Genomic DNA, 21,958 nt, shown 5'->3' on the forward strand with positions numbered 1-21,958 from the left:
CTCAGTGCGCTCCCGCGTAGGCGCCCGGCGTGCCCGCGGCCGCGCCACCCGCGGCCGCGCCGTTCGCCGAGCCGGCTACCGACGTGGTGGAACCCGACGGCCCCACCGGGGTGATCGGGAGGAACTCGTTCCGGAAGAACTTGATCCCGGAGACGATCGGCGAGGTGGCGCCGTCCGCGAGCGCGCAGAAGGCGCGTCCGAAGATGTTGTCGCAGGCGTCGACGAGGGTGTCGACGTCGTCGGGGTCGCCCTGGCCGCGCTCCATCCGGGACAGGATCTGCACCATCCAGGTGGTGCCCTCCCGGCACGGGGTGCACTTGCCGCACGACTCGTGCGCGTAGAACTGGGTCAGCCGCCGCACGATCTTGAGCATGTCGACCGAGTCGTCCATGATCATGAGGGCGGCCGTGCCGAGCAGCGAGCCGGCCTCCTGTACGCCCTCGAAGTCCAGCGGGACGTCAAGGTGGTCGGCGGTCAGCAGCGGCGTCGACGAGCCGCCCGGGGTCCACGCCTTGAGCTTGCGGCCGCCGAGGACGCCGCCCGCCATGTCGAGCAGCTCGCGCAGCGTCGTGCCCATCGGCGCCTCGTACTGGCCGGGGTGGGTCACGTGGCCGGAGAGGCTGTAGATCTTCGGGCCCGGGGCACGCTCGCGGCCCATCGACCGGAACCAGTCGACGCCGTAGTTCACGATGAAGGGAACGGTGGCGATCGTCTCGACGTTGTTCACGACCGTGGGGGATGCGTACAGGCCGTGGGTCGCCGGGAACGGCGGGCGCAGCCGCGGCTGGCCGCGCCGGCCCTCCAGCGAGTCCAGCAGCGCCGTCTCCTCGCCGCAGATGTACGCGCCGGCGCCGGAGTGCACCACCAGGTCGAGGTCGAAGCCGCTACCGAGGATGTCGCGTCCCAGGTAGCCGGCGCGGTACGCCTCGGCGACGGCGGCGCGCAGCCGCCGGCCGGCGTGGATGAGCTCGCCGCGCAGGTAGATGAAGGCCCGGTTCGCGCGCACCGCGTAGGCGGCGATCACGATGCCCTCGATCAGCGAGTGCGGGTCGGCCTTCATCAGCGGGGCGTCCTTGCAGGTGCCCGGCTCGCCCTCGTCGGCGTTGATGACGAGGTAGTGCGGTTTGCCGTCGCCCTGCGGGATGAAGCCCCACTTCATACCGGTGGGGAAGCCCGCGCCGCCGCGGCCGCGCAGGCCGGAGTCCTTGACCAGCTTGATCAGGTCGTCCGGGCTCTGCGCCAGCGCCCGGCGCAGGCCCTGGTAGCCGTCGAGGCGCTCGTAGGTCGCCAGCGTCCACGACTCGGGCGCCGTCCAGCGCCGGGTGAGGACCGGGGTGACAGGCATGGTCAGTTCACCTTCGTCTGCGGGACGCCGGGCGTCCCCGGCGCGGGCGCCGGGCTCGCCGGGGCGGCGGCGCTCGACGATGCGGGGCTGCTCGACGCCGGCGCAGCCGGGGCCGAAGCAGCCGAGGGCGGCGCGTTCGAGGGCAGCGGGGTCAGCGGCGGGGCACCGGCCACACCGTCCTCCGCCTTCCAGCCGGCGGCCTCGGCGAGCAGCACGCCGGCCAGGGACGGGGTCCCCACCCCCTGCCCGGCGACGCCCTCCGGACGCGGGTCCTCGAAGCCGGCGAGCTGGAACGAGGACTCGCCGAACGTACACAGCGGGCCGCCGCGGGTCGGGGCCGGGCGCTCGCCGCGCCGCAGGGCCTCGACGATCTCCTCCGCCGAGTCCGGGTTGACCTGGTCGTAGAACTCGTAGTTGACGGTCATCACCGGCGCGTAGTCACAGGCCGCCAGGCACTCGGCGTGCTCCAGCGTGATCGTGCCGTCCTCGGTGGTCTGGTCGTGCCCGACGCCGAGGTTCTTCGACAGGCGCTCGTAGACCTCCTCACCGCCGCGCAACAGGCAGGAGAGGTTCGTGCAGACGGAGACCAGCCAGTCGCCGACCGGGCGGCGCTTGTACATCGTGTAGAACGTCGCGACCGCGCTGACCTCGGCGTGGGTGATGCCGAGCTCCTCGGCGCAGAACTCCACGCCCTCCGCGGTGACCGCGCCCTGCTCGGACTGCACCAGGTGCAGCATCGGCAGCAGCGCCGAGCGGGAACGTCCCTCGGGGTAGCGCGCGATGATCTCGCGGGCCGCGGCGCGGGTCTGTTCGGTCAGTGGCATCAGCGATCAACTCCCCCGAGCACCGGGTCGACGGAGGCGACGCCGACGATCACGTCGGCCACCTGCCCGCCCTCCGTCAGCGCGGGCACGGCCTGCAGGTTCACGAAGCTTGGGTCCCGCACGTGGACGCGGAACGGCCTGGTGCCGCCGTCGCTGACGACGTGGTAGCCGAGCTCGCCGCGCGGCGACTCGATCTGCGTGTACACCTGGCCGGCGGGCACCCGGAAGCCCTCGGTGACGAGCTTGAAGTGGTGGATCAGGGCCTCCATCGAGGTCCCCATGATCTTGCGGATGTACTCGAGCGAGTTGCCCATGCCATCCGAGCCGATGGCCAGCTGCGACGGCCAGGCGATCTTCTTGTCGGCGACCATGACCGGGCCGGGGCGCAGCCGGTCCAGGCACTGCTCGATGATCTTGAGGGACTCGCCCATCTCCTCGATCCGCACCAGGTACCGGGCGTAGGAGTCGCCCTCGAGCGCGGTCGGGACGTCGAACTCGTAGGTCTCGTAGCCGCAGTACGGCATGGTCTTGCGCAGGTCCCAGGGCAGACCGGCGGCGCGCAGCACCGGCCCGGTCGTCCCCAGCGCGAGGCAGGCGGCGGCGTCGAGGAAGTTGACGTCGACCATCCGCGCCTTCCAGATGGGCTGGCCGGTCAGCAGCGCGTGGTACTCACGGATGCGCTTGGGCATGTAGTCGAGGAACGCCCGGATCGCCGGGATCACCTCGTCCGGGATGTCCTGCGCGAGGCCGCCGGGCCGGATGTAGGCGTGGTTCATCCGCAGGCCGGTGATCGTCTCAAGCAGGTCGAGGATCTTCTCCCGCTCACGGAACCCGAAGATCATGCCGGTGGTGGCGCCGAGCTCCATGCCTCCGGTCGCCAGCCACACCAGGTGCGAGGCGATCCGCTGCAGCTCCATGACGAGCACCCGGATGACGGTCGCCCGCTCCGGCACCTCGTCGGTGATGCCGAGCAGCTTCTCCACCGACAGGCAGTACGCCGCCTCGTTGTACAGCGGCGAGAGGTAGTCGGCGCGGGTGAGGAACGTGACCGCCTGCGTCCAGGTGCGGTACTCGCAGCTCTTCTCGATCCCGGTGTGTAGGTAGCCGATGACCAGGCGGGTCTCGGTGACCGTCTCGCCCTCGATCTCCAGCACCAGCCGCAGCACCCCGTGGGTGGACGGGTGCTGCGGGCCCATGTTGACGGTGATCCGCTCGCCGTCGTCCTCGCCGGTGCCGAGGACCTGCTCCCAGTCACCGCCCGTCACGGTGTAGACGCGACCGGCGGAGGACTCGGTGAACCCGGCCTCGTAGGGCTGCGCGCCGGTGATGGTCTCGGCCGAACCGTCGACGGGCGTCTCGGTGTGCGTGCTCATAGCGAACCTCGGAAGTCGGCTCGGGGGTGCCTGGCGGTCACGCGTGACCCCGTGGTGGCCCGCGCCCGGGTGCCGGCCGGACAGTGCCCGGTCACGAGTAGCTCCGGCGGGTCTCGGGCGGCGGGATCTGCGCGCCCTTGTACTCGACGGGGATGCCGCCGAGCGGGTAGTCCTTGCGCTGCGGGTGGCCCACCCAGTCGTCCGGCATCATGATCCGCGTGAGCTCGTGGTGGCCCTCGTAGACGATGCCGAACAGGTCGTAGGCCTCGCGCTCGTGCCAGTCCGCGGTCGGCCAGACCGGGGTCAGGCTCGGCAGCACCGCGTCGCCGTCCGCGACGGACACCTCGACGCGCAGCCGGTGCCGGTGGGTCAGCGACGTCAGGTGCACCACGGAGTGCAGGCGGCGGCCGGTCAGGTCGTCGGGGTAGTCCACCCCGGACAGCGACGACAGCAGCTCGAAGCGCAGCCCCGGGTCGTCGCGCAGCGTCCACGCGACGTCCAGCAGCCGCTCGCGGCGCACGTGGATCGTCAGCTCGCCGTACGCGAAGACGACCCGCTCGACGGCGTCGCCCAGCTCGGGGAAGACCCGTTCGAGGGTGTCGTAGACGGTGTCGGCGGCCTCGTCGCCGAACGGGCGGGACGTCGACGCCAGGGCCGCCACCGGCGGCACGAGGCCACCGAAGCCCGACGTGTCGCCACTGCCGCGCGCGCCGAAGGCGTCCCGGCGGCGGCCGCCGGGACCGCCCGGAACGCCGGCGGAGCCCGGTACCAGGTCAGTCATCGGTCAGGGTCTCCGTGCTCGGTCCGGGACCGTCGGCCCGGGACTCGTCGGTCGGCTTGGCGTCGACGGGCACCCGCTTGCCGCGGCCGAAGACGGACGGCGGCGCGATCGCCGCCGGGCGGCGCTCGTCCAGCACCGGTTCGACGGCACCGCGCCCCGCCGGGACGGGCGCGCCTTCAGGCAGGCTGAACCGCTTGCGGTCGTTGACCGACAGCGTGCGGGTGTCGACCGCGCCGGCGGGCAGGCCGGACCACGCCGTGGCCACCTCGATCGGCTTCGGGTAGGGCGACGAGCCGGCCTTGGTGTGCTCGACCTTGCCCGACACCGAGCCGGCGAGGATCTTCTCGTGCAGCTTGATGATCGCGTCCATGAGCATCTCGGGACGCGGCGGGCAGCCCGGCAGGTACATGTCCACCGGAACGATGTGGTCGACGCCCTGCACGATCGCGTAGTTGTTGAACATTCCGCCGCTGCTCGCGCAGACGCCCATCGACAGCACCCACTTGGGCTCGGGCATCTGGTCGTAGATCTGGCGCAGCACCGGGGCCATCTTCTGGCTCACCCGGCCCGCCACGATCATGAGGTCGGCCTGGCGCGGGCTGGCCCGGAAGACCTCCATCCCGAAGCGGGAGAGGTCGTAGCGGCCGGCGCCGGTCGACATCATCTCGATGGCACAGCAGGCCAGGCCGAAGGTCGCCGGCCACAGCGACGACCTGCGCGACCAGTTGGCCAGCTTCTCGACGGTGGTCAGCAGAACTCCACCGGGCAGCTTCTCTTCTAGTCCCATTCCAGACCCCCCCGGCGCCATATGTAGGCGTAGGCGACGAAGATCGTCGCCATGAACGACACCATCGCGCCGAGACCGAAGACCGCGAGACTGTCGAACGTGACGGCCCACGGGAACAGGAAGATGATCTCGATGTCGAAGACGATGAAGAGCATCGCGGTGATGTAGTACTTCACCGGGAACCGGTGCGGCCCGGCCGGCACCGGCTCGGGTTCGATACCGCACTCGTAGATGTCGACCTTGGCACGGTTGAACCGTTTCGGGCCGACCAGCGCGCTCACCGCCACGGAACCGACCGCGAACAGCATCGCGATCGCGAGCAGAACGAGGATCGGCACATAACTGTCGAGCATGCCGAACTCCTCTCCTTCGAAAGTTTGGTGCGGACGTCTTGGTGGCGGTTCGCCGGGTGTGGCCGAACGGGCCTCCCGAGCCAACCGGTGCTTCGTGCTCCTGCCCCCGCGGGTGCCGAGCGCGGGTGCAGCCTACGCGACCTCTGATTTCCCGGTCGCACCGGGATTGTTCCCCTCCGCAGCACCGCCGGAGGGATCTCCCGTGGACGTCTGACACAGCCCGGAGTTCCCTGGTTCGGAGCACGCGCGACTATCGGGAGGTGTCGCGTGCGAGCACGTGCGCCGGAGTCCATACCGGCGGCTGCCGGCGTCCCTACCGGCTGCTTCCGAACGTGGCCGCGTTCAGGCGGCGGGCGCCAACCGGGTCAGCGCGTTGATCAGTCGATCCGTGGCGTCACCTCCCCGCGGGTCGGTCAGATTCGCCATGACCTTCAGGACGAAACGCATCAGCATGGGCCGAGGCAGCCCGTACCTGGTCCCCAGCGCCATCACGGTCGGATTCCCGATGAGCTGTACAAACAAACGGCCCAGGGTGTAATACCCCCCGTATGTCTGAGCCAGGATCTCCGGATATCGCCCGAGCGCCCGCTCCCGGGCCGACCCGGAGTGCCGGGCGAGCGCAAGGACGATCGTCTCGGCGGCGATCCGGCCCGATTCCATCGCATATGCGATGCCCTCGCCGTTGAACGGGTTCACCATCCCGCCGGCGTCGCCGACGAGGAGCACTCCGTCCTGGTAGTGCGGGGCGCGGTTGAAGGCCATCGGCAGCGCGCTGCCGCGGACCGGGCCGGTGGCGTTCTCCTCGGTGTAGCCCCACTCGGGCGGCAGCCCGTTCAGCCACCGGCGGAGCAGATCCCGGTAGTCGGTGTTCTGGAAGGCGCTGGTGGTGTTGAGCATGCCCAGGCCGACGTTGCTGGTGCCGTCACCCATACCGAAGATCCACCCGTAGCCCGGCAGCAGCCGGCTCTGGCGCGGCGGGCCCTCCCACAGCTCGAGGTGGGACTCGAGGAAGTCGTCGTTCGTGCGCGGGCTGCGGTAGTAGCGCCGCACGGCCACGCCCAGCGGGCGGTCCTCCCGGCGCCGGATCCCCAGCGCCTGCGCGATCCGGGCGCTGTTGCCGTCGGCGGCGACCACAACCGGGGCACGGAACTCGGCCGGAGCCCGGTCGACCCCGGCCCGCGCGGTCACGCCGACCACCCGTCCCGTCCGGTCGTCACGCACCGGCCCGGTGACGGAGGCGCCCTCGACCAGTCGGGCACCGGCCTTGACCGCGTGCCGGGCGAGCATCTCGTCGAAGTCCGCGCGCGGGCGAACCAGGCCGTAGTCGGGCCAGCTCGCGAGCTCCGGCCACGGCAGCTCGAGGCGCACACCGCCGCCGATGATGCGCAGCCCCCTGTTACGCAGCCAGCCGGCCTCGACCGATGTGTCGATGCCCATCTCGACAAGGCTGCGCACGGCCCGCGGGGTCAGCCCGTCACCGCAGACCTTCTCCCGAGGGAAGGTGCTCTTCTCCAGCAGCAGGACGTCGAGCCCGGTGCGGGCGAGGTGGTACGCGGCGGCCGAGCCGCCCGGCCCGGCACCAACCACGATGACGTCGGCGTCAGGGCGGTCATCGGGGCGGTCATCCGCCCGGGTGCCGTCCCGTTCCGTCATCCGCTTGGTCACGCGCTGCTCCGGATTCCCGCGCCAGTCGGCCGATCAGGGCCGTGTCCCACGTCTCCCGCTTGCGCGCTCGTGAAATTCTTCACGAGCGCCACGCCGAGTGTAGGCCCTGCCAAGGCCCAAGGCACCAACCAGGACCTCGAGATGCGCAGACGAGTCAACTTCCCCCGTACTTCGCAACGCAGCGCCACGGCACGGCGACGATAGGCACCTCGGTGGTCCCTCGACCGGGCCAACACCCGCCTGTCGGTGCGGCGCGAGCCGGCCGGCAGCGCGGGCAGCGCAGGCGGGCACGCAGGCGGCCCACGCCGGGCGAGCGGGCGGGGGCGACGCCAGGCGGGCGCGGGCGACGCGCACGATCAGGCCGGCCGTCCCCGGCCAGGAGGTGACATGACCACCCGAGCTGGGTAGTTCCGCAAAGTTGGCTGACAAAAGTTGGCTGACTTCGGCTGGCAGAAAGTTGGCTGACATCGCGCGAATGACTGACATCGCGCGGACCCGCGTCTCACGGATCGACGCGCCCCCACCGGATCCGGAGCCCGCCGATCGCCCGGCGTGGATCGACAGGCCCCACCGACATCGGAGATCGACGCGGCCATGACCTCAGAAACAGTCGTTCTCACCACCGCCGAAGGTCCGACACCCGCGGTCATAGCGGAGCCCCGGTGGACCGCCCGCGGCGGCGTCCTCGTCGTGCACGAGGTGTTCGGGCTCACCGACCACGTGACCGACGTCTGCCGCAGGTTCGCGGACGCCGGCTGGCGGGCCGTCGCCCCGGATCTGTACCACCGGCAGGGCTCCCCCGTCTTCGACTACACCGACTCGGCGGCGGCGGTCTCGCTGCGCGGCCGGCTGGCCGGCGACGACATCCTCGACGACCTGGACTCCGGGCTGATGGTGCTCGCCGAGTCGGGGACGGCGGTCGACCGCTGCGCCGTCGTCGGGTTCTGCATGGGCGGCGGCATCGCCTTCCACGCGGCCGTACGGCGCCCGCTCGGCGCCGCCGTCACGTTCTACGGCGGCGGCATCGAGGACGGTCGGTTCGGCGAGCCCTCGCAGCTCGACCTCGCCGCCGCCCTGCAGACCCCCTGGCTGGGGCTGTACGGGGATCTCGACCGCTCGATCCCGGTGGAGCAGGTGGAGCACCTGCGGGCCGCGGCCGCCCGCGCCGACGTCGACACCGAGGTCGTCCGCTACCCGGGGGTGGGCCACGCCTTCTACAACGACGCGCGCCCCGACTCCTACGACGCCGCCGCGGCCCGCGACGCCTGGGCGCGCGCGCTGACCTGGATGGACGCACACGTCCCGAAGTGAAGGTCGACGAGGTCCGTTCCCAGCGCGGCAACCACGCCCTCAAACCCGTCCCAGAGCCAGCCCGCGCCGCGTGACGACGCCGTAGAGACCCCCCGGAAACGCCGGGCAGCCACCGTCGAGACCGTCATCGGCCACCCCGAGGACCTCACCGGCCTGCGCTGCTTCCGCCGCAGAGGAACCCCCGCCGTCACCGCCGGACTCGGCCTGGCTTGCACCGCCCTGAACCTGTTCCGCCTGCACCCTGCCCTTACCCCCACCTGACCGCCCGAGCACCACAGACACCCCCGGCCCCAGCCAATCCGGACCCCCACGTGGCAACAGCCGACGCCACAGCGACACCCGCCAGCGCCATCATCAGCGAAACCGATTCTGCGCTGGGCTCACAGGTCCGGCCGGTAGACCACCAGCCTGCCGGCGCGCTCCCGTTTGGCCGCGTACATAGCCAGGTCGGCCTGGTGGAGCAGGATGTCGGGACTGGCTGGCCGAGCGGTGGAGCCGTCGAGGGTGACCAGGCCGAGGCTGGCTCGTGGGGTGTAGGGCCGCCCGGCCACCTGGCACGGCGCCTGGACCGCGGTCGCGAGCCGTTCACCGATCCGGCGGGGGTCGTCGGGGCCGCCGCCGTCGAGGATGACGGCGAACTCGTCCCCGCCGAGCCGGGCGACGGTGTCCAGTGCCCGGGTTCCCGCCCGCAGCCGTTCGGCACTGATCTTGAGGAGTTCGTCACCGGTGGCATGCCCGAACGTGTCGTTCACCTGCTTGAAGTCGTCAAGGTCCAGGAACAGCAGAGACACCGGCGCGGCGCCGTCGCCGCGACCGCCGTTGTCGGCGTCGCGCGAGAGTGCCCGCTGCAGCCGCCGGATGAACAATGCCCGGTTCGCCAGACCAGTCAGCGGATCATAGAATGCCTGGTAGTGCAGTTGGCGCTCACGTTCCCGGACCTCGGCGAGCAGCTGGCCGTTCTCCGCCAATGTGACCATCTGCCGGACCAGCACTACCAGCAGCAAGCAGACCATCCCATACGTCTCGACCCGGTCGAGCTGTGCACCAGTCGACAGCTTGCCGAGAACCAGCAGGCCAGCCGCACAGAGCGTCATGTAGGGCAGCACGGCGTGCGCCCAAATCGCCCGCGGGCCAGGCTGCGCTGGGACGTCCGGCTGCACGCGGGCGGGTACCGGCACCAGCGCTGCCAGGAAGGTCAGCAGCCAGCTGAGAGCGAACCCCAAATAGGCCCCCGGCGGGGCGGCACGGTTGCCCGCTGCCGCGAGGTAGAGAAAGCCGTTACCGGTGACTGTCGAGATAAGCAAACCTGCGCCAAGCAATGCCGAGGTCGCCAGGGAACGCGGCCGGCGGAAGCTCGCGATCAGCAGTACCGCGGCGGCGAGGATCATGCTGGTGACCGGCTGGACCAGAGCGAACAGGAACTGCATGAGATCGGGCGCGCCCACCTGGACGACCGTGGCCAGCACCGTCCCCCACTCCAGCAGGGCGATCGAACCGACGATCAGTATGCTGTCCAGCACGGTGATCGCGTACCAGCGATGCCCACGACGTCGCACCGTGCTTGCGCTCTCGCCCGGGCCGTCTATCGGCTCAGAGGGCAGGGACAGCAACCCAAGTAGTGCCACCCCATAGAGGACGAAGAAGCCCGCCTGGGCCGGGGAAAACCGACCCGCCACGGAGCCCCCGGCCAGCAATGTCTTCGCCGTCCCCAGGCTGGGAGCCACCGCGCCGGCTGTGGCGAGACCGATCAGCAGCCGCCAGCGGCGCTCGGCACCACGGGCGCGCCGAGCAGTCCACAAGCAGGAGACGGCCGTCGCGACCAGGAATGCCGCAGCGGTGGACGTGACGGCAGCAGCGGCAGGCCGCGGATCCAGCAGCACCACGACGGCGACGTCCAGCCCAAGCAGCACCAGGCAGCCGACTACCGCCCACGACAACAGCGGTGGCGTGCGGCCGGCACCGGTCGAACGCCACGCCCTTGATACAGCGGCGACGCCGCCGCGCAGTCCGGACATCGCTCGAATCCCTCAGGAGAGCCTAACGCAATCATACGAACTCATGCAGTAATGGTCCGATGCGAGGTTCCGGGCGCTCCCACGCACGCCGCCCGCTCGACGGCGCAACCACCACGGGCCACGGTCGATCTTGAGGTTCCGCGGAACCGGGACGGCGGTGCCAACCGACGCCGTACGTCAGTCGTCTCCGCCGGGGCGGACGGCGCGGTGGACGGCGACGATGCCGCCGCTGAGATTGCGCCAGCCCACCCTTGTCCAGCCGGCCGCGCGGATCGTCTCCGCCAGCGCGGCCTGCCCCGGCCAGGCCCGGATGGACTCCGCCAGGTACACGTACGAGTCCGGGCTGCTGCTCACCGCTCGCGCGACCGCGGGCAGCGCGCGCATCAGGTACTCCATGTACGCCGTGCGCACCGGCCGCCACACCGGACGGCTGAACTCGCAGACCGCCAGCACGCCCCCCGGCCGGGTGACCCGCAGCAGCTCGGCGAGGCAGACGTCGACCTCGGCCACGTTGCGCAGACCGAAGGAGATCGTGACCCGGTCGAAGGAGCCGTCCGCGAAGGGCAGGCTCAGGCCGTCACCAGCCGCCAGCAGCACCCGGCCGCCACCCGTTCCCGCCCCGGCGCCCGCCCGCGCGGTCGCGTCGGTGAGCCGGCGCCGGGCCTGGGCCAGCATGCCGAGAGAGAAGTCACAGGCCACGACATCGGCCCCGGCGGCGGCGAAGGCCCGGGACGACGTCGCCGTCCCGGCCGCGACGTCGAGGACCCGCAGGCCAGGCGCCAGGGCCAGGGCCCGCGCGGTCGCGGTCCGCCAGGTGCGGTCCAGGCCGGCCGACAGCACCGCGTTCGTCACGTCGTACCGCCGCGCGACCTGGTCGAACATCGCGGCCACCTGGTCGGGCTTCTTGTCCAGACCCGCTCGACTCACCGGCTCATCCCTCTGCGTTCATCATGGCCACGGACCCCGCCGTCGCGGACCCAGCCGCGTCAGACCCGGCCAGCGCGGACCCAGCCGCCGCCGATCCAGCCGCCTCGGCGGCGAGCGCCGTGGCCTGGGCGGCGTCCCAGTCCGTGCCGGCCCCGAGCGCCGCCAGCCGGGACCGGGTCCGGTCGTCGCACAACGCGCCGGCAACCCCGGCCTCGTAGAGCCGGGCGAGGCGCACCCCGAGGCCCGCCGCGACGGCGTACTCCCGTTCGAGATCCGTGCCGAACATCGCCGGATCGTCGGTGGCCAGCGAGCAGCGCAGCCCGGCCGCGAGCAGCTCGGGCAGCGGGTGCGCCGCCAGGTCGGTGACGACACCCGTCCGCAGGTTCGACGTCGGGCAGACGTCCAGCACGATGCCCCGCTCTACCAGCTCGGCGACGAGCTCGGGGTCCTCGAGGGCCCGCACGCCGTGCCGGATCCGCCTCGCCCCCAGCGCGTGCAGCGCGCCGCGCACCGACTCGGCGCCGGCCGTCTCCCCCGCGTGCGGGACGGCGGGCAGGCCGGCGTCCGCGGCGGCGGCGAAGACCGGCGCGTACGGCTCCGGCGGATGGCCCACCTCGGGCCCGCCGAGCCCGATCCCGACGACACCGCGGTCGGTGAACCGGGCTGCCCAGCCGACGACGTCCATCGCGACCTCGGGTGGCAGCACCCGGTCGATGTCCGGGGTCAGCCGTACCTCGACCCCGAAGCGCTCGCGGGCCTCGACGGCACCCTCGGCGTAGCCGGTGAAGATCTCCTGCCAGGGCACGCCCCGGTTCACCCGGAACCACGGCGAGAAGATGCCTTCGAGGTAGACGGCGCCCTGCGCGGCGGCCCGTCCCGCGTAGTCGACGACGACCTCGCGGAAGTCGTCGGCCGTGCGCATGACCTGCGTCGTGAGCACCCAGACCTTGAGGAAGTGGTCGAAGTCGCGGAAGCGGTACAGCTCGGCCACGCCCTCGACGGTGCGCGCCGGCAGCGCCTCGTTGTTGCGGCGCGCCATCGCGAGCAGCATCTCCGGCCGCACCGTCCCCTCGAGGTGGACGTGCAGCTCGATCTTCGGCCCGCTACCCACCGCGGCCGGCTCGCCCCTGACCGCCTCAGCGGACGTCGACACAGCGTTCGGGACGGCCTTCGGGACAGCGTTCGGTTCGTGGCTCAGGTCGTGGCGCTGGTCGTGGCTCAGGTCGACACCAGCGGCAGCGCGGTCGAGGAGAAGTGCGAGGCCACCCGGTCGTCGACCGGGTCGAGCGCCGGGTCACGGTGCACGACGAGGTGCCGGTACAGCGTGTCGCGCTGCGCCGGGATGCGGTCGGCGGCCCGGATCAGGTGGATGAGCTCGGACCGGTTGGTGCGGTGCCGGGCCCCCGCGGAGGAGACGACGTTCTCCTCGAGCATCACCGAGCCGAGATCGTCGGCGCCCATGTGCAGGGTGAGCTGGCCGACCTCCTTGCCGGTGGTCAGCCACGAGCCCTGCAGGTGGGCCACGTTGTCGAAGAACAGCCGCGCGACGGCCACCAGCCGCAGGTACTCCAGGGTCGTCGCCTGCGTCCGGCCGCCGAGGTGGTTGTTCTCCGGCTGGTACGTCCATGGGATGAACGAGCGGAACCCGCCGGTGCGGTCCTGGACGTCCCGGATCATGCGCATGTGCTCGATGCGCTCGGCGTTGGTCTCGCCGGTGCCCATCATGAACGTCGCCGTCGACTCCAGGCCCAGGCCGTGGGCGATCTCCATGACCGACAGCCACACGTGGCCGGGCTCCTTGAGCGGGGCGATCGCGTGCCGGGGACGCTCGGTGAGGATCTCCGCGCCCGCGCCGGCGAAGCTGTCGAGCCCGGCGTCGCGCAGCCGGGTGATCACCTCGGCGAAGTCCAGGTCGGACGTCCGCGCGATGTGCACGACCTCGCTGGCGCCGAGCGAGTGCAGGGCGAGCTGCGGGTAGGCGGCCTTGATGCCGGCGAACGTCCGCTCGTACCACTCGATCCCGAACTCGGGGTTGTGGCCGCCCTGCAGCATGATCTGGGTGGCGCCCAGCTCGACCGCCTCGCCGCACTTGGCGACGATGTCGTCGAGGTCGCGGACCCAGCCCTCGGCGTGCTTCGGCGACCGGTAGAAGGCGCAGAACCGGCAGGCCGTCACGCAGACGTTGGTGTAGTTGATGTTCCGGTCGATGATGTAGGTGGCGATGCCGTCCGGGTACCGGCGGCGGCGGACGGCGTCGGCCGCGCGCCCGAGCCCGTGCAGCGGAGCGGACGTGTAGAGGAGGAGCGCCTCCTCCGGCGAGATCCGCCCGCCGTCGGCCGCCCGGTCGAGCAGCGCGCGGATCTCGGCGTCGGGAACGCGGGCCCGGCCCGCCGGGGACTCACCGTCGGCATCAACAAGGCTCACCCCAGGATCGTACGACCTGCGCTGGGCGAGCCCCGGGCGACGGGCGGCCGAACTCGGACGAGCCGGCTCGGAAGACACCGCCTCAGAAGCCCCGGCCCGGGCTACACCGGCCCGGGGAAGCGCCGGCCCGGGTGGCGCCGGCCCCGGCGGCGCCGGGGCCGGGTGGCGGACCGGCTCAGATCCGGTCGTATCCCGAGCTGTCGCGGGAGCCGGAACCCGCCCCGGCGCCGGGCCCGCCCGCACCGGTCGTTCCCGGGCCGGAAGGCCCGGCGCCGCTCTGGCCGCCGAAGTCGGAACGGTGCACGTCGGAGTGCATGTTGTCCGGCCCGACACGGGCGTCATGGCCGGTACCCTGCCCGCTACGGCCGCGGCTGGTGAGCTTGCTGGACAGCTGTCGGATCTTGTCGCGGTTCTCCGGCTTGTTCGCCGCGGCCCGCGCCTTGTCGACCATCTGGCGGGCCTTCGGGCTGTGGAGCATCTCCTGGACCTTGCTGCTGAAGTTCGCCATGACGACGGTGTACCTGCGTCGGGCCTGTTTCATGCCGCCGACCTCCACGCGGCCGCGAAGCGTGGCCGGCCCGGGCCCGCGCCAGCACGGTTCAGCCGTTCTGGTTCCCGAGCCCGCCGGGCAGCTGGGTGGGCAGGTTGGGAACCTGGTCGCCCAGGTCAGGGGTCTGGTCCCGCAGGTTGTCGGTCTTGCCCCACAGGTCGTCGATCCGGCCGCCGATGTCGTCCCGGAATGTGCTGACGACTCTGTCCCAGAGCCGCTGGCGCTGGTCGTCCACCATCGTGGCGATCTGGTCGGCCGCCGACAGCAGGAGCAGCACGAGCGCCACGAAGATGATCGTCTTCTTGAACGGGATCCGCAGGCGCCACCGCCGGCGCGGCCGGCGGCTCGGCGCGTACGGCGCCGGCGCGGGGGGTGCCGGGCGGTGCGCGTCGCCGTAGTACGGCGCCGACGCCGGAGCGGGCGAGGGCGCCGGCCGGGGAGCCGGTCGCGGCGCCGGGCGAGGCGCGGGCGGGGGTGGCGCGGCGGGTGCGTATCCACGGGGAGCCGGCCTGGCACTCGCCGGCCGCGCGCCGCCGCCCTGGGCCTGCGGCGGACCGGCCGCGCCGGCACCGGCCGCCGCCGCGCCGGCTCCAGCCGCGCCGGCCGCACCTGCCGAGTACCGCCCGTCCGGTCGGGCGGCTTCGGGCTCGTCCCCGTACTGGACGAATCCGCCCTTGCGGCGGCGGCGGGCGGGTTGCTGCCCGCCCGGCACCGGCGGGGATGCCTGGCGGGCACCGGGCAACCCGCCCGGGGCCGCACCGTCGCCCGGCCGGCCCGAGGCCGGCGCCGGCGGGCCCTCCCACCAGCGGCTACTGACGTCCGCGGGGCCGGCGACGCGGGTCGGGGCCGGTCGGCCGGGGGCCTGGCCCGCGCCGGCCGTCCCGCCCGCCACACGGGTCGCCGCGGGCCCACCACCGGCTCCGGCGGCACCTGCCGCGCCGAAGGCGTCGCCCGCGTCGCCCGCGCCGGCCGCGCCCGCCACGTAACCGGCCGCCGCCGCCGCGGCGGCGGACCGGCCGCGTGGCCAGGTGCCGTCGAGGACCTCACTGGCCACGGCGCGCGTGTTGCCGCTCCGGCCACGGTCACCGAGCAGGTTCAGCAGGATCTGCTCGGCGGACGGCCGCACCCGCTGGTCGCGTCGCAGCGCCGCGGCGACGACGTCGCGCAGCTGTGCCGGGACGGGCCGCAGGTCGGGCTGGCCGGTGAGGATCCGCTCCGACATCTCGAGATAGGTGCCGTCGCCGTAGGGGTGGCTCCCGCCCGCGGCGTAGGCGACAAGGAGGCCCCAGGCGAAGACGTCGGTCGCCGGGCCCACCGGCGCCGTGCCCTCCATCTGTTCCGGGGCCATCCACCCGGCCGAGCCCAGGACCAGCCCGGACTGGGTGCGCCCGCCCGCCGCGTCGAGCGCCCGCGCGATCCCGAAGTCGATCACCCGGGGGCCGGAGTACGACAGCAGCACGTTGCTGGGCTTGAGGTCACGGTGCACGATCCCGGCGCCGTGGATCGCGGTCAGCGCGGAGGCCACCCCGACGGCGACCCCCTGCAGGGTGGACAGCGGCAGCGCCCCGGACTCGGCGACGACCTCGTCGAGCCGGGCACCGTCGATGAACTCGGTGACCAGGTAGGGACGGCGGGCGTGCGGGTCGGCGTCGAGGACCTGCGCGGTGCAGAAGGGGGCCACCCGGCGGGCGGCGGCGACCTCGTCGGCGAACCGCTCCCGGAACTCCGGATCCACCGCGAGATCCGAGCGGATCACCTTGATCGCTACGTGCCGGCTGCTCTGGTCGAGGGCCAGGAAGACGGTGCCCATGCCGCCGGCACCCAGCCGGCCGACGACCTCGTAGCGCCCGATCAACGTCGGATCGCCCGGCTGCAGGGGGGCACCCCGCGTCCGGCGTGCCGATCGGTCCGCCACTGGTCTCCCGCTCGTCTCGGGCGCCACCGCGACGTGCCGCCACCCTCGATCCCGCGGGAACCCGCGGACACCCCATCATCACGCCTCGGCCGCGCCGGCGACAGGCCGGCGGTCCGGGTCGCGCCGGGCGGCCGTCGCTCGCGACGGTAACCCGCGCAGCGTCGGATGACCGTATGCTGTCCGTCTTCCGACGGCCGCCCGCCGTAACAGCACCCAGCCCGCGAGCCGGGCCACCGGGCCCGGCGATCTCCAACCCCGAGGGCCACTGCGATCCCAGACCACACGACCAGGACAGATCGCTATCTATCGGACAGAACTCCCAAAGGGCCGGGCGGCCTGCTCGCCCTTTCGTTTCCATCTCGCCCTAATGAGGTGGAATCCGCTGCCATCGACACCCGAAACGGCGAGGAAGAAACCAAACGGCGAGAAGGACTCCTCAGGGCAAGGAGCCGAGCCGGGCCTCCGACCAGCCGCCAGGAACAGAGCCACCCCAGCATCAGAGCCGGACCCGCCGGCGGCGTGCCCGCCGGGCAACGCGCCCGCCCGGCGGCGTGCCCGCCCGGCGGCGTGCCCGCCCGGCGGCGTGCCCGCCCGGCGACGTGCCGCCCGCCGCTGGTTGCAGACTAGAGAGCATGCGCGGTCTCCTGGTGATCGGACACGGCTCGCGGCGGGCGGAGGCGAACGCCACGGTCGTCGAGCTCGCGCGCACGCTGGCCGGTGCCGACACCGACAGCCCAGCCCCAGCCCCCGGCGACGGGAGCGGCGGCGGCGTGCCGACCGGCACGCCCCCCGCCTGGGACGCGGTGGAACCGGCCTTCCTCGAGATCGCCCGCCCGGACATCGCGGAGGGCTACGCCGCGCTGGTCCGCACCGGCTGCTCGGAGATCGTGGCGCATCCCTTCTTCCTGTTCGACGGGAACCACACCAGCCGCGACATCCCGGACGCTCTGGCGGCAGCGCAGACGGACCACCCCGGGACGAGCTGGACGGTCACCCAGCCGCTCGGGCTGCATCCGGGGGTCGTGCGGGCCGTGCAGGCCCGCATCGAGGACGCGCTGCACCAAGCCGCCGCCGCGGCACCGGCACATTCCTGACCATTGCGTTCGCGGGGTACCGCTAAGGCCACGGCAGTGCCCACCCCGCCCGCCCAGCCGCCGGCCTCACGACGCCGGCAGGCCCCCGACCGGGTCTGCCGACGCCCTGGGCTACGCCGTCGGCGCTCGCCGGCCGGCCACGAGATCGGCGACCGCCGCCACGAGCGGGTAGATCCCCGGCTCGGACGGGATCGCGTCCACCCGCAGGCCAACAGCCTCGCAGGCCTGCGCGGTGCGCCGGCCCATCGCGGCGACGAGGACACTGTCCGGCAACGGACCGTACAGCTCGACCAGGCAGCGGGCCGCCGTCGACGACGCCAGCGCGACGGCGTCGACGTCACCGTGGCGCAGTTCCTCGGCGATCCGCGGGTCGGCCTCGGCGGGCGCGTCGGCGAGCAGCCGCACGCGACGCAGCGTCCGGATCCCCACCGGCGGCGGCGCGGCCCCGCAGATCACCACCCGCAGCCCGGGCACCGGGACCTCCGTCACCACCGTGTGGGCGACCTGGACCTCGGCCGACGACCGCGCGCAGGCCAGCCCCAGCGCGTCGAGCGCGGCGGCGGCCGAGGCGGATGCCGCGACGAGCGTCAGTCCGGCGAGCGCCCGCACGTCCGTACCCGCGCCCCGCAGCAGCGAGACCACGGCGGCGACCTCGTCGGAGTCAGCCAGCACGAGGCCGTCCGCACCTGGAAGCGCCTCGCGCAGCGGCGTCGCGTCCCCGGTCGGGACGAGCCGGCTGACCACCGTCTCGACGGCCTCGCCGCCCAGCTCGCGCAGCCTGCGGGCGAGCAGCCCCTGCCGCGCCCTGGTACGCGGGACGAGGACACGGATACCCGCCAGCGGAGCGTCGCCGGCCACCCCGGGCCGCCCCGACGAGGCGCGGCCGCCCTGCCCGCCGGAGACGCCCCGACCACCGGAGACACCCCGACCACCGAAAATGCCCTGCCCGTCGGGGACCCGCGTGTCCCGCGTGCCGTACCCGTCAGGGACCCGCTCGCCGTGATCGGCGTCGGCCTCGACCACCGGCGGGATGGGGACGGCGGCGTCCCTGCGCGCGGCGACCTCGCCGACGACCAGCACCGCCGGGGAGCGCAGCCCGAAGGCCACGGCGTCGACGACGAGGGCGTCCAGGGTCGTGCGGAGCACCCGCTGTGCCGGGGTCGTGCCGCGCTCGATGACAGCGGCCGGGGTCCCGGGCGGACGTCCGCCCGCCAGCAGCGCGTCGACGATGTCGACCAGCCGGGCGACCCCCATGAGCACGACGATCGTGGCGCGGGAGGCACCGAGCGCGGCCCAGTCGACCGTCGACTCGGGGTGCCCCGGCGGCAGGTGGCCGGAGATGATCGCGAGATCCTGCGCGACGCCACGGTGCGTGACGGGGATGCCGGCGTACGCGGGCACGGCGATCGCGGAGGTCACGCCGGGGACCACGGTGCAGCTGACACCGGCGGCGGCGCAGGCCTCGGCCTCCTCGCCGCCCCGGCCCAGCAGGAACGGGTCGCCGCCCTTGAGCCGCACCACCCGGGCGCCGGCGCGCGCGTGCTCGACCAGCAGCGCGTTGACCTCGTCCTGGCTGCGGGATGTCGTCGGGCTCTTGCCCACGTGGATGACGCGGGCGTCCGGCCGGGCGACGTCGAGGAGGACGGCCGCGGCCAGGCGGTCGGTGACGACGACGTCGGCGGTGGCGAGCAGCTCCCGCCCGCGGACCGTCAGCAGCCCGGGATCACCCGGCCCAGCCCCCACCAGCCACACCTCGCCGGGCCGACCGACCTGGGAAGGTGCCGGATCCGACCCGGATCCACGGGCTTGCGGCCCAGGTGTCACGACTGCCACGGCGTGCACGGTACAGCGTGGTCCTGGCCACCTGCCCCGAACTGTGCGCCACCCGGCTCCCGGCTGCGAGCCAAGCGAACTAGTGGATGCCGCACTCGGTCTTGGTCGTACCGGCCCAGCGGCCGTCCCGGCCGGCGCCGCGCTGGGTGCACGGCCAGCAGCCCACCGACTCGTAGCCGTCGGAGAGCAGCGGGTTCACGATCACGTTGTGCTCCTGGACGTACCGCTCGACGTCCTCGTCCGTCCAGGTGGCCAGCGGGTGGATCTTGACCTTGCCGCGGCGCTGATCCCAGCCGACGACCGGCAGGCTCTTGCGCCCGGCGGACTCCACCCGCCGCGAACCGGCCGCCCAGGCCCGGTAGGGGGCGAGCGCGCGGTCCAGCGGGACGATCTTGCGCATCCGGCAGCACAGGTCCGGGTCGCTCTCGTAGAGCCGCGGCCCGTGCACGGCGTCCTGACCGACGACGGTGAGCTGCGGGCGGGCGCTGATGATCGGCAACGAGTAGGTGTGCGCCACGGCGTCCCGGGTGCCGATGGTCTCCGCGAAGTGGTAACCGGTGTCGATGAAGACCACCGGGACGTCCGAGCGGATGCGCGCGAGCATGTCGACGAGGACCGCCTCGGCCATCGACGCCGCGACGACGAGACCGGTGCCGAACTCGTCGGCGGCCCACTGGAGGATCTCCTCCGCCGGGGCGCCCTCGAGCTCGTCGCCGGCCCGCAGTGCCCGGGCCTTCAGCGCGGCATCCATCAGTTCTTCTCCTCCACGTCCGACGGCGCCACGACGGTGCCGTTCGCCGAACCTGTTCTGGCTGTGGCCAGCGCAGTGAGACTGAGCCGGAAGGCGCGCCGGCACGACCGGCACGACCAGTGCCCGTGGCCCTCACCCGTCCCGCCCGGCGCGGGCTCGGGAACGAGGTCCTCGTCACCGCAGTAGGGGCAGTAGAACGGGACGGCGCGGGCGCTCACGTCGCGCCGCCCTCGGTCCGGCCGCCGGCCGGGCCGGCCGACGCGGAGCCGGCCGACGCGGAGCCGGACCCGACGCCGGTCAGCAGCGCCTCGTCCGCGCGTTCCGCCCAGTCGGCGAAGGTGTCGCCGTCGGCCCGGTGTTCCTGGTAGGTCTCCAGCAGGCCGACGACGTAGTCGACCAGGCCGTCGGCGGTCACCTTGAGACCACGTGACTTCCGGCCCAGCCGGGAGCGGGTGCCCAGGTGGCCACCGAGGTGGACCTGGAACCCCTCGACCATCTCGCCGTTGTCGTCCGGGACGAGCGAGCCCTTGAGGCCGATGTCGGCCACCTGGAACCGCGCGCAGGCGTTCGGGCAGCCGTTGATGTTGATGCCGATGGGCTCGTCGAAGTCGGGCAGCCGGCGCTCCAGCTCGACGATGAGGTCGCGGGCGTTGCCCTTGGTCTCGACGATCGCCAGCTTGCAGAACTCGATGCCGGTGCAGGCCATCGTGCCGCGGCGGAAGACGCTCGGCCGGACGACCAGGTCGAGCGCGGCCAGCTCCGCCTCGAGCGCGTCGAGATTCTCGCCGGGGACGTCCAGGATCACCAGCTTCTGGGTGGTGGTCGCCCGGATCCGCCCCTGGCCGAACCGGTCGGCGAGGTTCGCGACGGCGGTGAGCGTCGTCCCGGTGAGGCGGCCGGCCCGCGGCGCGAAGCCGACCGCGAAGAACCCGTCACGCTGCTGGTGGACGCCGATGTGGTCGCGGCCCTCGTTGCGGGGCGGCAGCGGCGCCGGGCCGTCCGGCAGCGCCGCGTCCAGGTACTCCTTCTCCAGGGTCGAGCGCACCCACTCGACGCCCATGTCGGCGACGAGGAACTTCAGCCGCGCCCTGGTCCGCATCCGCCGGTAGCCGTAGTCACGGAAGAGCTGGATGACGCCGTGCCACACCTCGGGCACCCGCTCCGGGGTGACGAAGGTGCCCAGGCGCACGCCGAGCTTCGGGTTCGTCGACAGCCCACCGCCGACCCACAGGTCGTACCCGGGGCCGAGCTCGGGGTGCACGACACCGACGAAGGCGATGTCGTTGATCTCGTGCAGGGTGCACTGGTCGGGGCAGCCCGACATCGCGCTCTTGAACTTGCGGGGCAGGTTCGACAGCGTGGTGTCGCCGACGAACCGCTCCACCACCTGGTCGATGACGCCGGTGGCGTCGATGACCTCGTCGGCGTCCACCCCGGCCAGCGGGCAGCCGAGGATGACGCGCGGGGTGTCGCCGCACGACTCCTCGGTGGTCATCCCCGCGGCCTCGAGCGCCCCCCAGATGGCCGGGACGTCCTCGATGCGGATCCAGTGCAGCTGGATGTTCTGGCGGTCGGTCACGTCGGCGACGTCCCGGCCGTAACGGGTGGAGATGTCAGCGATGATCCGGAGCTGTTCGGAGGTCATCCGGCCGCCGTCCAGGCGGATGCGCTGCATGAAGTAGCGGTCGTCGAGCTCCTCGGGCTCGAGGACGGCGGTGCGGCCGCCACTGATCCCCGGCCGGCGCTGGGTGTAAAGCCCCCACCAACGGAACCGGCCGCGCAGATCCTGCGGGTCGATCCCGTCGAACCCCGTGTGCGGGTACTCGTTCAGGATGCGTTCGCGCACGGCGAGGCCGTCCTGGTCCTTCTTCATCCGCTCGTTGGGGTTGAGCGGCTCGGAGTAGCCCAGCGCCCATTGGCCCTGTCCCTTGGGCCGGGACGGGCTTTGCGGGCGCGCGGCACGCGGGGGTCGAGCAGGAGAAGTCATGAGATCTCTCGGTGAGCAGGGTC

Annotated in this window: 20 protein-coding genes and 1 pseudogene; 3 read left to right on the forward strand and 18 right to left on the reverse strand. The window is 72.8% G+C overall.

Translation table 11 applies throughout. The annotated features are described in order from the left end of the window. Nucleotide 1 precedes the first annotated feature (1 nt). From nuoF to BBK14_RS29520, 7 genes are all read right to left on the reverse strand, one after another. The gene (gene nuoF / locus BBK14_RS29490; RefSeq protein WP_020463514.1) at nucleotides 2-1,345 is read right to left on the reverse strand and encodes an NADH-quinone oxidoreductase subunit NuoF; all 1,344 of its coding nucleotides are present in this window, start codon (nucleotides 1,343-1,345) and stop codon (nucleotides 2-4) included. A 2-nt stretch (nucleotides 1,346-1,347) separates the two neighbouring features. Next, nucleotides 1,348-2,169: an NADH-quinone oxidoreductase subunit NuoE gene (gene nuoE, locus BBK14_RS29495; RefSeq protein ID WP_020463515.1), complete on the reverse strand. Its 822-nt coding sequence runs from the start codon at nucleotides 2,167-2,169 to the stop codon at nucleotides 1,348-1,350. Then, nucleotides 2,169-3,542, reverse strand: coding sequence for an NADH-quinone oxidoreductase subunit D (locus tag BBK14_RS29500; RefSeq protein ID WP_071066456.1), 1,374 nt, complete (start codon nucleotides 3,540-3,542; stop codon nucleotides 2,169-2,171). The genes nuoE and BBK14_RS29500 overlap by 1 nt, the downstream gene beginning before the upstream one ends. A gap of 91 nt (nucleotides 3,543-3,633) precedes the next feature. Next, nucleotides 3,634-4,323, reverse strand: a complete 690-nt coding sequence (locus BBK14_RS29505; protein ID WP_071066457.1) for an NADH-quinone oxidoreductase subunit C — start codon at nucleotides 4,321-4,323, stop codon at nucleotides 3,634-3,636. After that, nucleotides 4,316-5,110: a NuoB/complex I 20 kDa subunit family protein gene (locus tag BBK14_RS42485; RefSeq protein ID WP_018505174.1), complete on the reverse strand. Its 795-nt coding sequence runs from the start codon at nucleotides 5,108-5,110 to the stop codon at nucleotides 4,316-4,318. Before BBK14_RS42485 ends, BBK14_RS29505 begins: the two co-directional genes overlap by 8 nt. Further along, nucleotides 5,101-5,463 (reverse strand): NADH-quinone oxidoreductase subunit A, encoded by a 363-nt coding sequence (locus BBK14_RS29515; RefSeq protein WP_071066458.1) that lies wholly within the window; start codon nucleotides 5,461-5,463, stop codon nucleotides 5,101-5,103. Before BBK14_RS29515 ends, BBK14_RS42485 begins: the two co-directional genes overlap by 10 nt. A 342-nt stretch (nucleotides 5,464-5,805) precedes the next feature. Beyond that, entirely contained in the window at nucleotides 5,806-7,116 is a 1,311-nt protein-coding gene (locus BBK14_RS29520) for a geranylgeranyl reductase family protein (protein WP_071066569.1), read from the reverse strand. A 606-nt stretch (nucleotides 7,117-7,722) separates the two neighbouring features. On the opposite strand from BBK14_RS29520, the gene BBK14_RS29525 reads away from it, so the two are divergent. Both BBK14_RS29525 and BBK14_RS42490 read left to right on the forward strand, forming a co-directional pair. Then, entirely contained in the window at nucleotides 7,723-8,439 is a 717-nt protein-coding gene (locus BBK14_RS29525) for a dienelactone hydrolase family protein (RefSeq protein WP_020463521.1), read from the forward strand. An 84-nt stretch (nucleotides 8,440-8,523) separates the two neighbouring features. Beyond that, nucleotides 8,524-8,700 (forward strand): annotated as a pseudogene (locus BBK14_RS42490) (transposase); the annotation flags it as partial. Between the two features lie 119 nt (nucleotides 8,701-8,819). Here BBK14_RS42490 and BBK14_RS29530 read toward each other — a convergent pair. The 7 genes from BBK14_RS29530 to BBK14_RS39200 form a co-directional block, all read right to left on the reverse strand. Further along, a complete protein-coding gene (locus BBK14_RS29530; RefSeq protein WP_071066459.1) occupies nucleotides 8,820-10,454 on the reverse strand; it encodes a GGDEF domain-containing protein in 1,635 nt (544 codons plus the stop codon). Between the two features lie 177 nt (nucleotides 10,455-10,631). Next, the gene (locus tag BBK14_RS29535) at nucleotides 10,632-11,381 is read right to left on the reverse strand and encodes a demethylmenaquinone methyltransferase (RefSeq protein WP_071066460.1); all 750 of its coding nucleotides are present in this window, start codon (nucleotides 11,379-11,381) and stop codon (nucleotides 10,632-10,634) included. A gap of 4 nt (nucleotides 11,382-11,385) precedes the next feature. Then, a complete protein-coding gene (gene add / locus BBK14_RS29540; protein WP_420849203.1) occupies nucleotides 11,386-12,432 on the reverse strand; it encodes an adenosine deaminase in 1,047 nt (348 codons plus the stop codon). Between the two features lie 167 nt (nucleotides 12,433-12,599). Then, nucleotides 12,600-13,805, reverse strand: coding sequence for a cyclic dehypoxanthinyl futalosine synthase (mqnC, locus tag BBK14_RS29545; protein WP_049795791.1), 1,206 nt, complete (start codon nucleotides 13,803-13,805; stop codon nucleotides 12,600-12,602). A 175-nt stretch (nucleotides 13,806-13,980) separates the two neighbouring features. Next, complete coding sequence (locus BBK14_RS29550; RefSeq protein ID WP_241831946.1) at nucleotides 13,981-14,346, reverse strand: hypothetical protein; 366 nt, start codon at nucleotides 14,344-14,346, stop codon at nucleotides 13,981-13,983. A gap of 58 nt (nucleotides 14,347-14,404) precedes the next feature. Next, nucleotides 14,405-16,270 (reverse strand): serine/threonine-protein kinase, encoded by a 1,866-nt coding sequence (locus BBK14_RS29555; RefSeq protein WP_071066461.1) that lies wholly within the window; start codon nucleotides 16,268-16,270, stop codon nucleotides 14,405-14,407. Nucleotides 16,271-16,766: 496 nt separating this feature from the next. Beyond that, a complete protein-coding gene (locus tag BBK14_RS39200) occupies nucleotides 16,767-16,904 on the reverse strand; it encodes a hypothetical protein (RefSeq protein ID WP_198541478.1) in 138 nt (45 codons plus the stop codon). Here BBK14_RS39200 and BBK14_RS29560 point away from each other — a divergent pair. After that, nucleotides 16,903-17,364, forward strand: a complete 462-nt coding sequence (locus tag BBK14_RS29560; protein WP_071066462.1) for a sirohydrochlorin chelatase — start codon at nucleotides 16,903-16,905, stop codon at nucleotides 17,362-17,364. The genes BBK14_RS39200 and BBK14_RS29560 overlap by 2 nt on opposite strands. 111 nt (nucleotides 17,365-17,475) lie before the next feature. Here BBK14_RS29560 and cobA read toward each other — a convergent pair whose 3' ends face one another. The 4 genes from cobA to BBK14_RS29580 form a co-directional block, all read right to left on the reverse strand. Next, nucleotides 17,476-19,116, reverse strand: coding sequence for a uroporphyrinogen-III C-methyltransferase (gene cobA, locus BBK14_RS29565; RefSeq protein WP_198541479.1), 1,641 nt, complete (start codon nucleotides 19,114-19,116; stop codon nucleotides 17,476-17,478). A 160-nt stretch (nucleotides 19,117-19,276) separates the two neighbouring features. After that, complete coding sequence (locus tag BBK14_RS29570; protein WP_020463528.1) at nucleotides 19,277-19,948, reverse strand: phosphoadenylyl-sulfate reductase; 672 nt, start codon at nucleotides 19,946-19,948, stop codon at nucleotides 19,277-19,279. Then, nucleotides 19,948-20,166 (reverse strand): hypothetical protein, encoded by a 219-nt coding sequence (locus tag BBK14_RS29575; protein WP_018505187.1) that lies wholly within the window; start codon nucleotides 20,164-20,166, stop codon nucleotides 19,948-19,950. Before BBK14_RS29575 ends, BBK14_RS29570 begins: the two co-directional genes overlap by 1 nt. Then, nucleotides 20,163-21,935, reverse strand: coding sequence for a nitrite/sulfite reductase (locus BBK14_RS29580; RefSeq protein ID WP_071066464.1), 1,773 nt, complete (start codon nucleotides 21,933-21,935; stop codon nucleotides 20,163-20,165). The genes BBK14_RS29575 and BBK14_RS29580 overlap by 4 nt, the downstream gene beginning before the upstream one ends. Between the last annotated feature and the right edge of the window lie 23 nt (nucleotides 21,936-21,958).

Origin of the sequence: Parafrankia soli (assembly GCF_001854695.1) — a bacterium.
GTDB classification, from domain to species: domain Bacteria; phylum Actinomycetota; class Actinomycetes; order Frankiales; family Frankiaceae; genus Parafrankia; species Parafrankia soli.

Bases quoted from the DNA above. Each gene is read 5' to 3' on its own strand.
- nuoF (WP_020463514.1), bottom strand. From the start codon at position 1,345: ATGCCTGTCACCCCGGTCCTCACCCGGCGCTGGACGGCGCCCGAGTCG.
- nuoE (WP_020463515.1), bottom strand. From the start codon at position 2,169: ATGCCACTGACCGAACAGACCCGCGCCGCGGCCCGCGAGATCATCGCG.
- BBK14_RS29500 (WP_071066456.1), bottom strand. From the start codon at position 3,542: ATGAGCACGCACACCGAGACGCCCGTCGACGGTTCGGCCGAGACCATC.
- BBK14_RS29505 (WP_071066457.1), bottom strand. From the start codon at position 4,323: ATGACTGACCTGGTACCGGGCTCCGCCGGCGTTCCGGGCGGTCCCGGC.
- BBK14_RS42485 (WP_018505174.1), bottom strand. From the start codon at position 5,110: ATGGGACTAGAAGAGAAGCTGCCCGGTGGAGTTCTGCTGACCACCGTC.
- BBK14_RS29515 (WP_071066458.1), bottom strand. From the start codon at position 5,463: ATGCTCGACAGTTATGTGCCGATCCTCGTTCTGCTCGCGATCGCGATG.
- BBK14_RS29520 (WP_071066569.1), bottom strand. From the start codon at position 7,116: ATGACGGAACGGGACGGCACCCGGGCGGATGACCGCCCCGATGACCGC.
- BBK14_RS29525 (WP_020463521.1), top strand. From the start codon at position 7,723: ATGACCTCAGAAACAGTCGTTCTCACCACCGCCGAAGGTCCGACACCC.
- BBK14_RS29530 (WP_071066459.1), bottom strand. From the start codon at position 10,454: ATGTCCGGACTGCGCGGCGGCGTCGCCGCTGTATCAAGGGCGTGGCGT.
- add (WP_420849203.1), bottom strand. From the start codon at position 12,432: ATGCTGCTCGCGATGGCGCGCCGCAACAACGAGGCGCTGCCGGCGCGC.
- BBK14_RS29550 (WP_241831946.1), bottom strand. From the start codon at position 14,346: ATGAAACAGGCCCGACGCAGGTACACCGTCGTCATGGCGAACTTCAGC.
- BBK14_RS29560 (WP_071066462.1), top strand. From the start codon at position 16,903: ATGCGCGGTCTCCTGGTGATCGGACACGGCTCGCGGCGGGCGGAGGCG.
- BBK14_RS39200 (WP_198541478.1), bottom strand. From the start codon at position 16,904: ATGCTCTCTAGTCTGCAACCAGCGGCGGGCGGCACGTCGCCGGGCGGG.
- BBK14_RS29570 (WP_020463528.1), bottom strand. From the start codon at position 19,948: ATGGATGCCGCGCTGAAGGCCCGGGCACTGCGGGCCGGCGACGAGCTC.
- BBK14_RS29580 (WP_071066464.1), bottom strand. From the start codon at position 21,935: ATGACTTCTCCTGCTCGACCCCCGCGTGCCGCGCGCCCGCAAAGCCCG.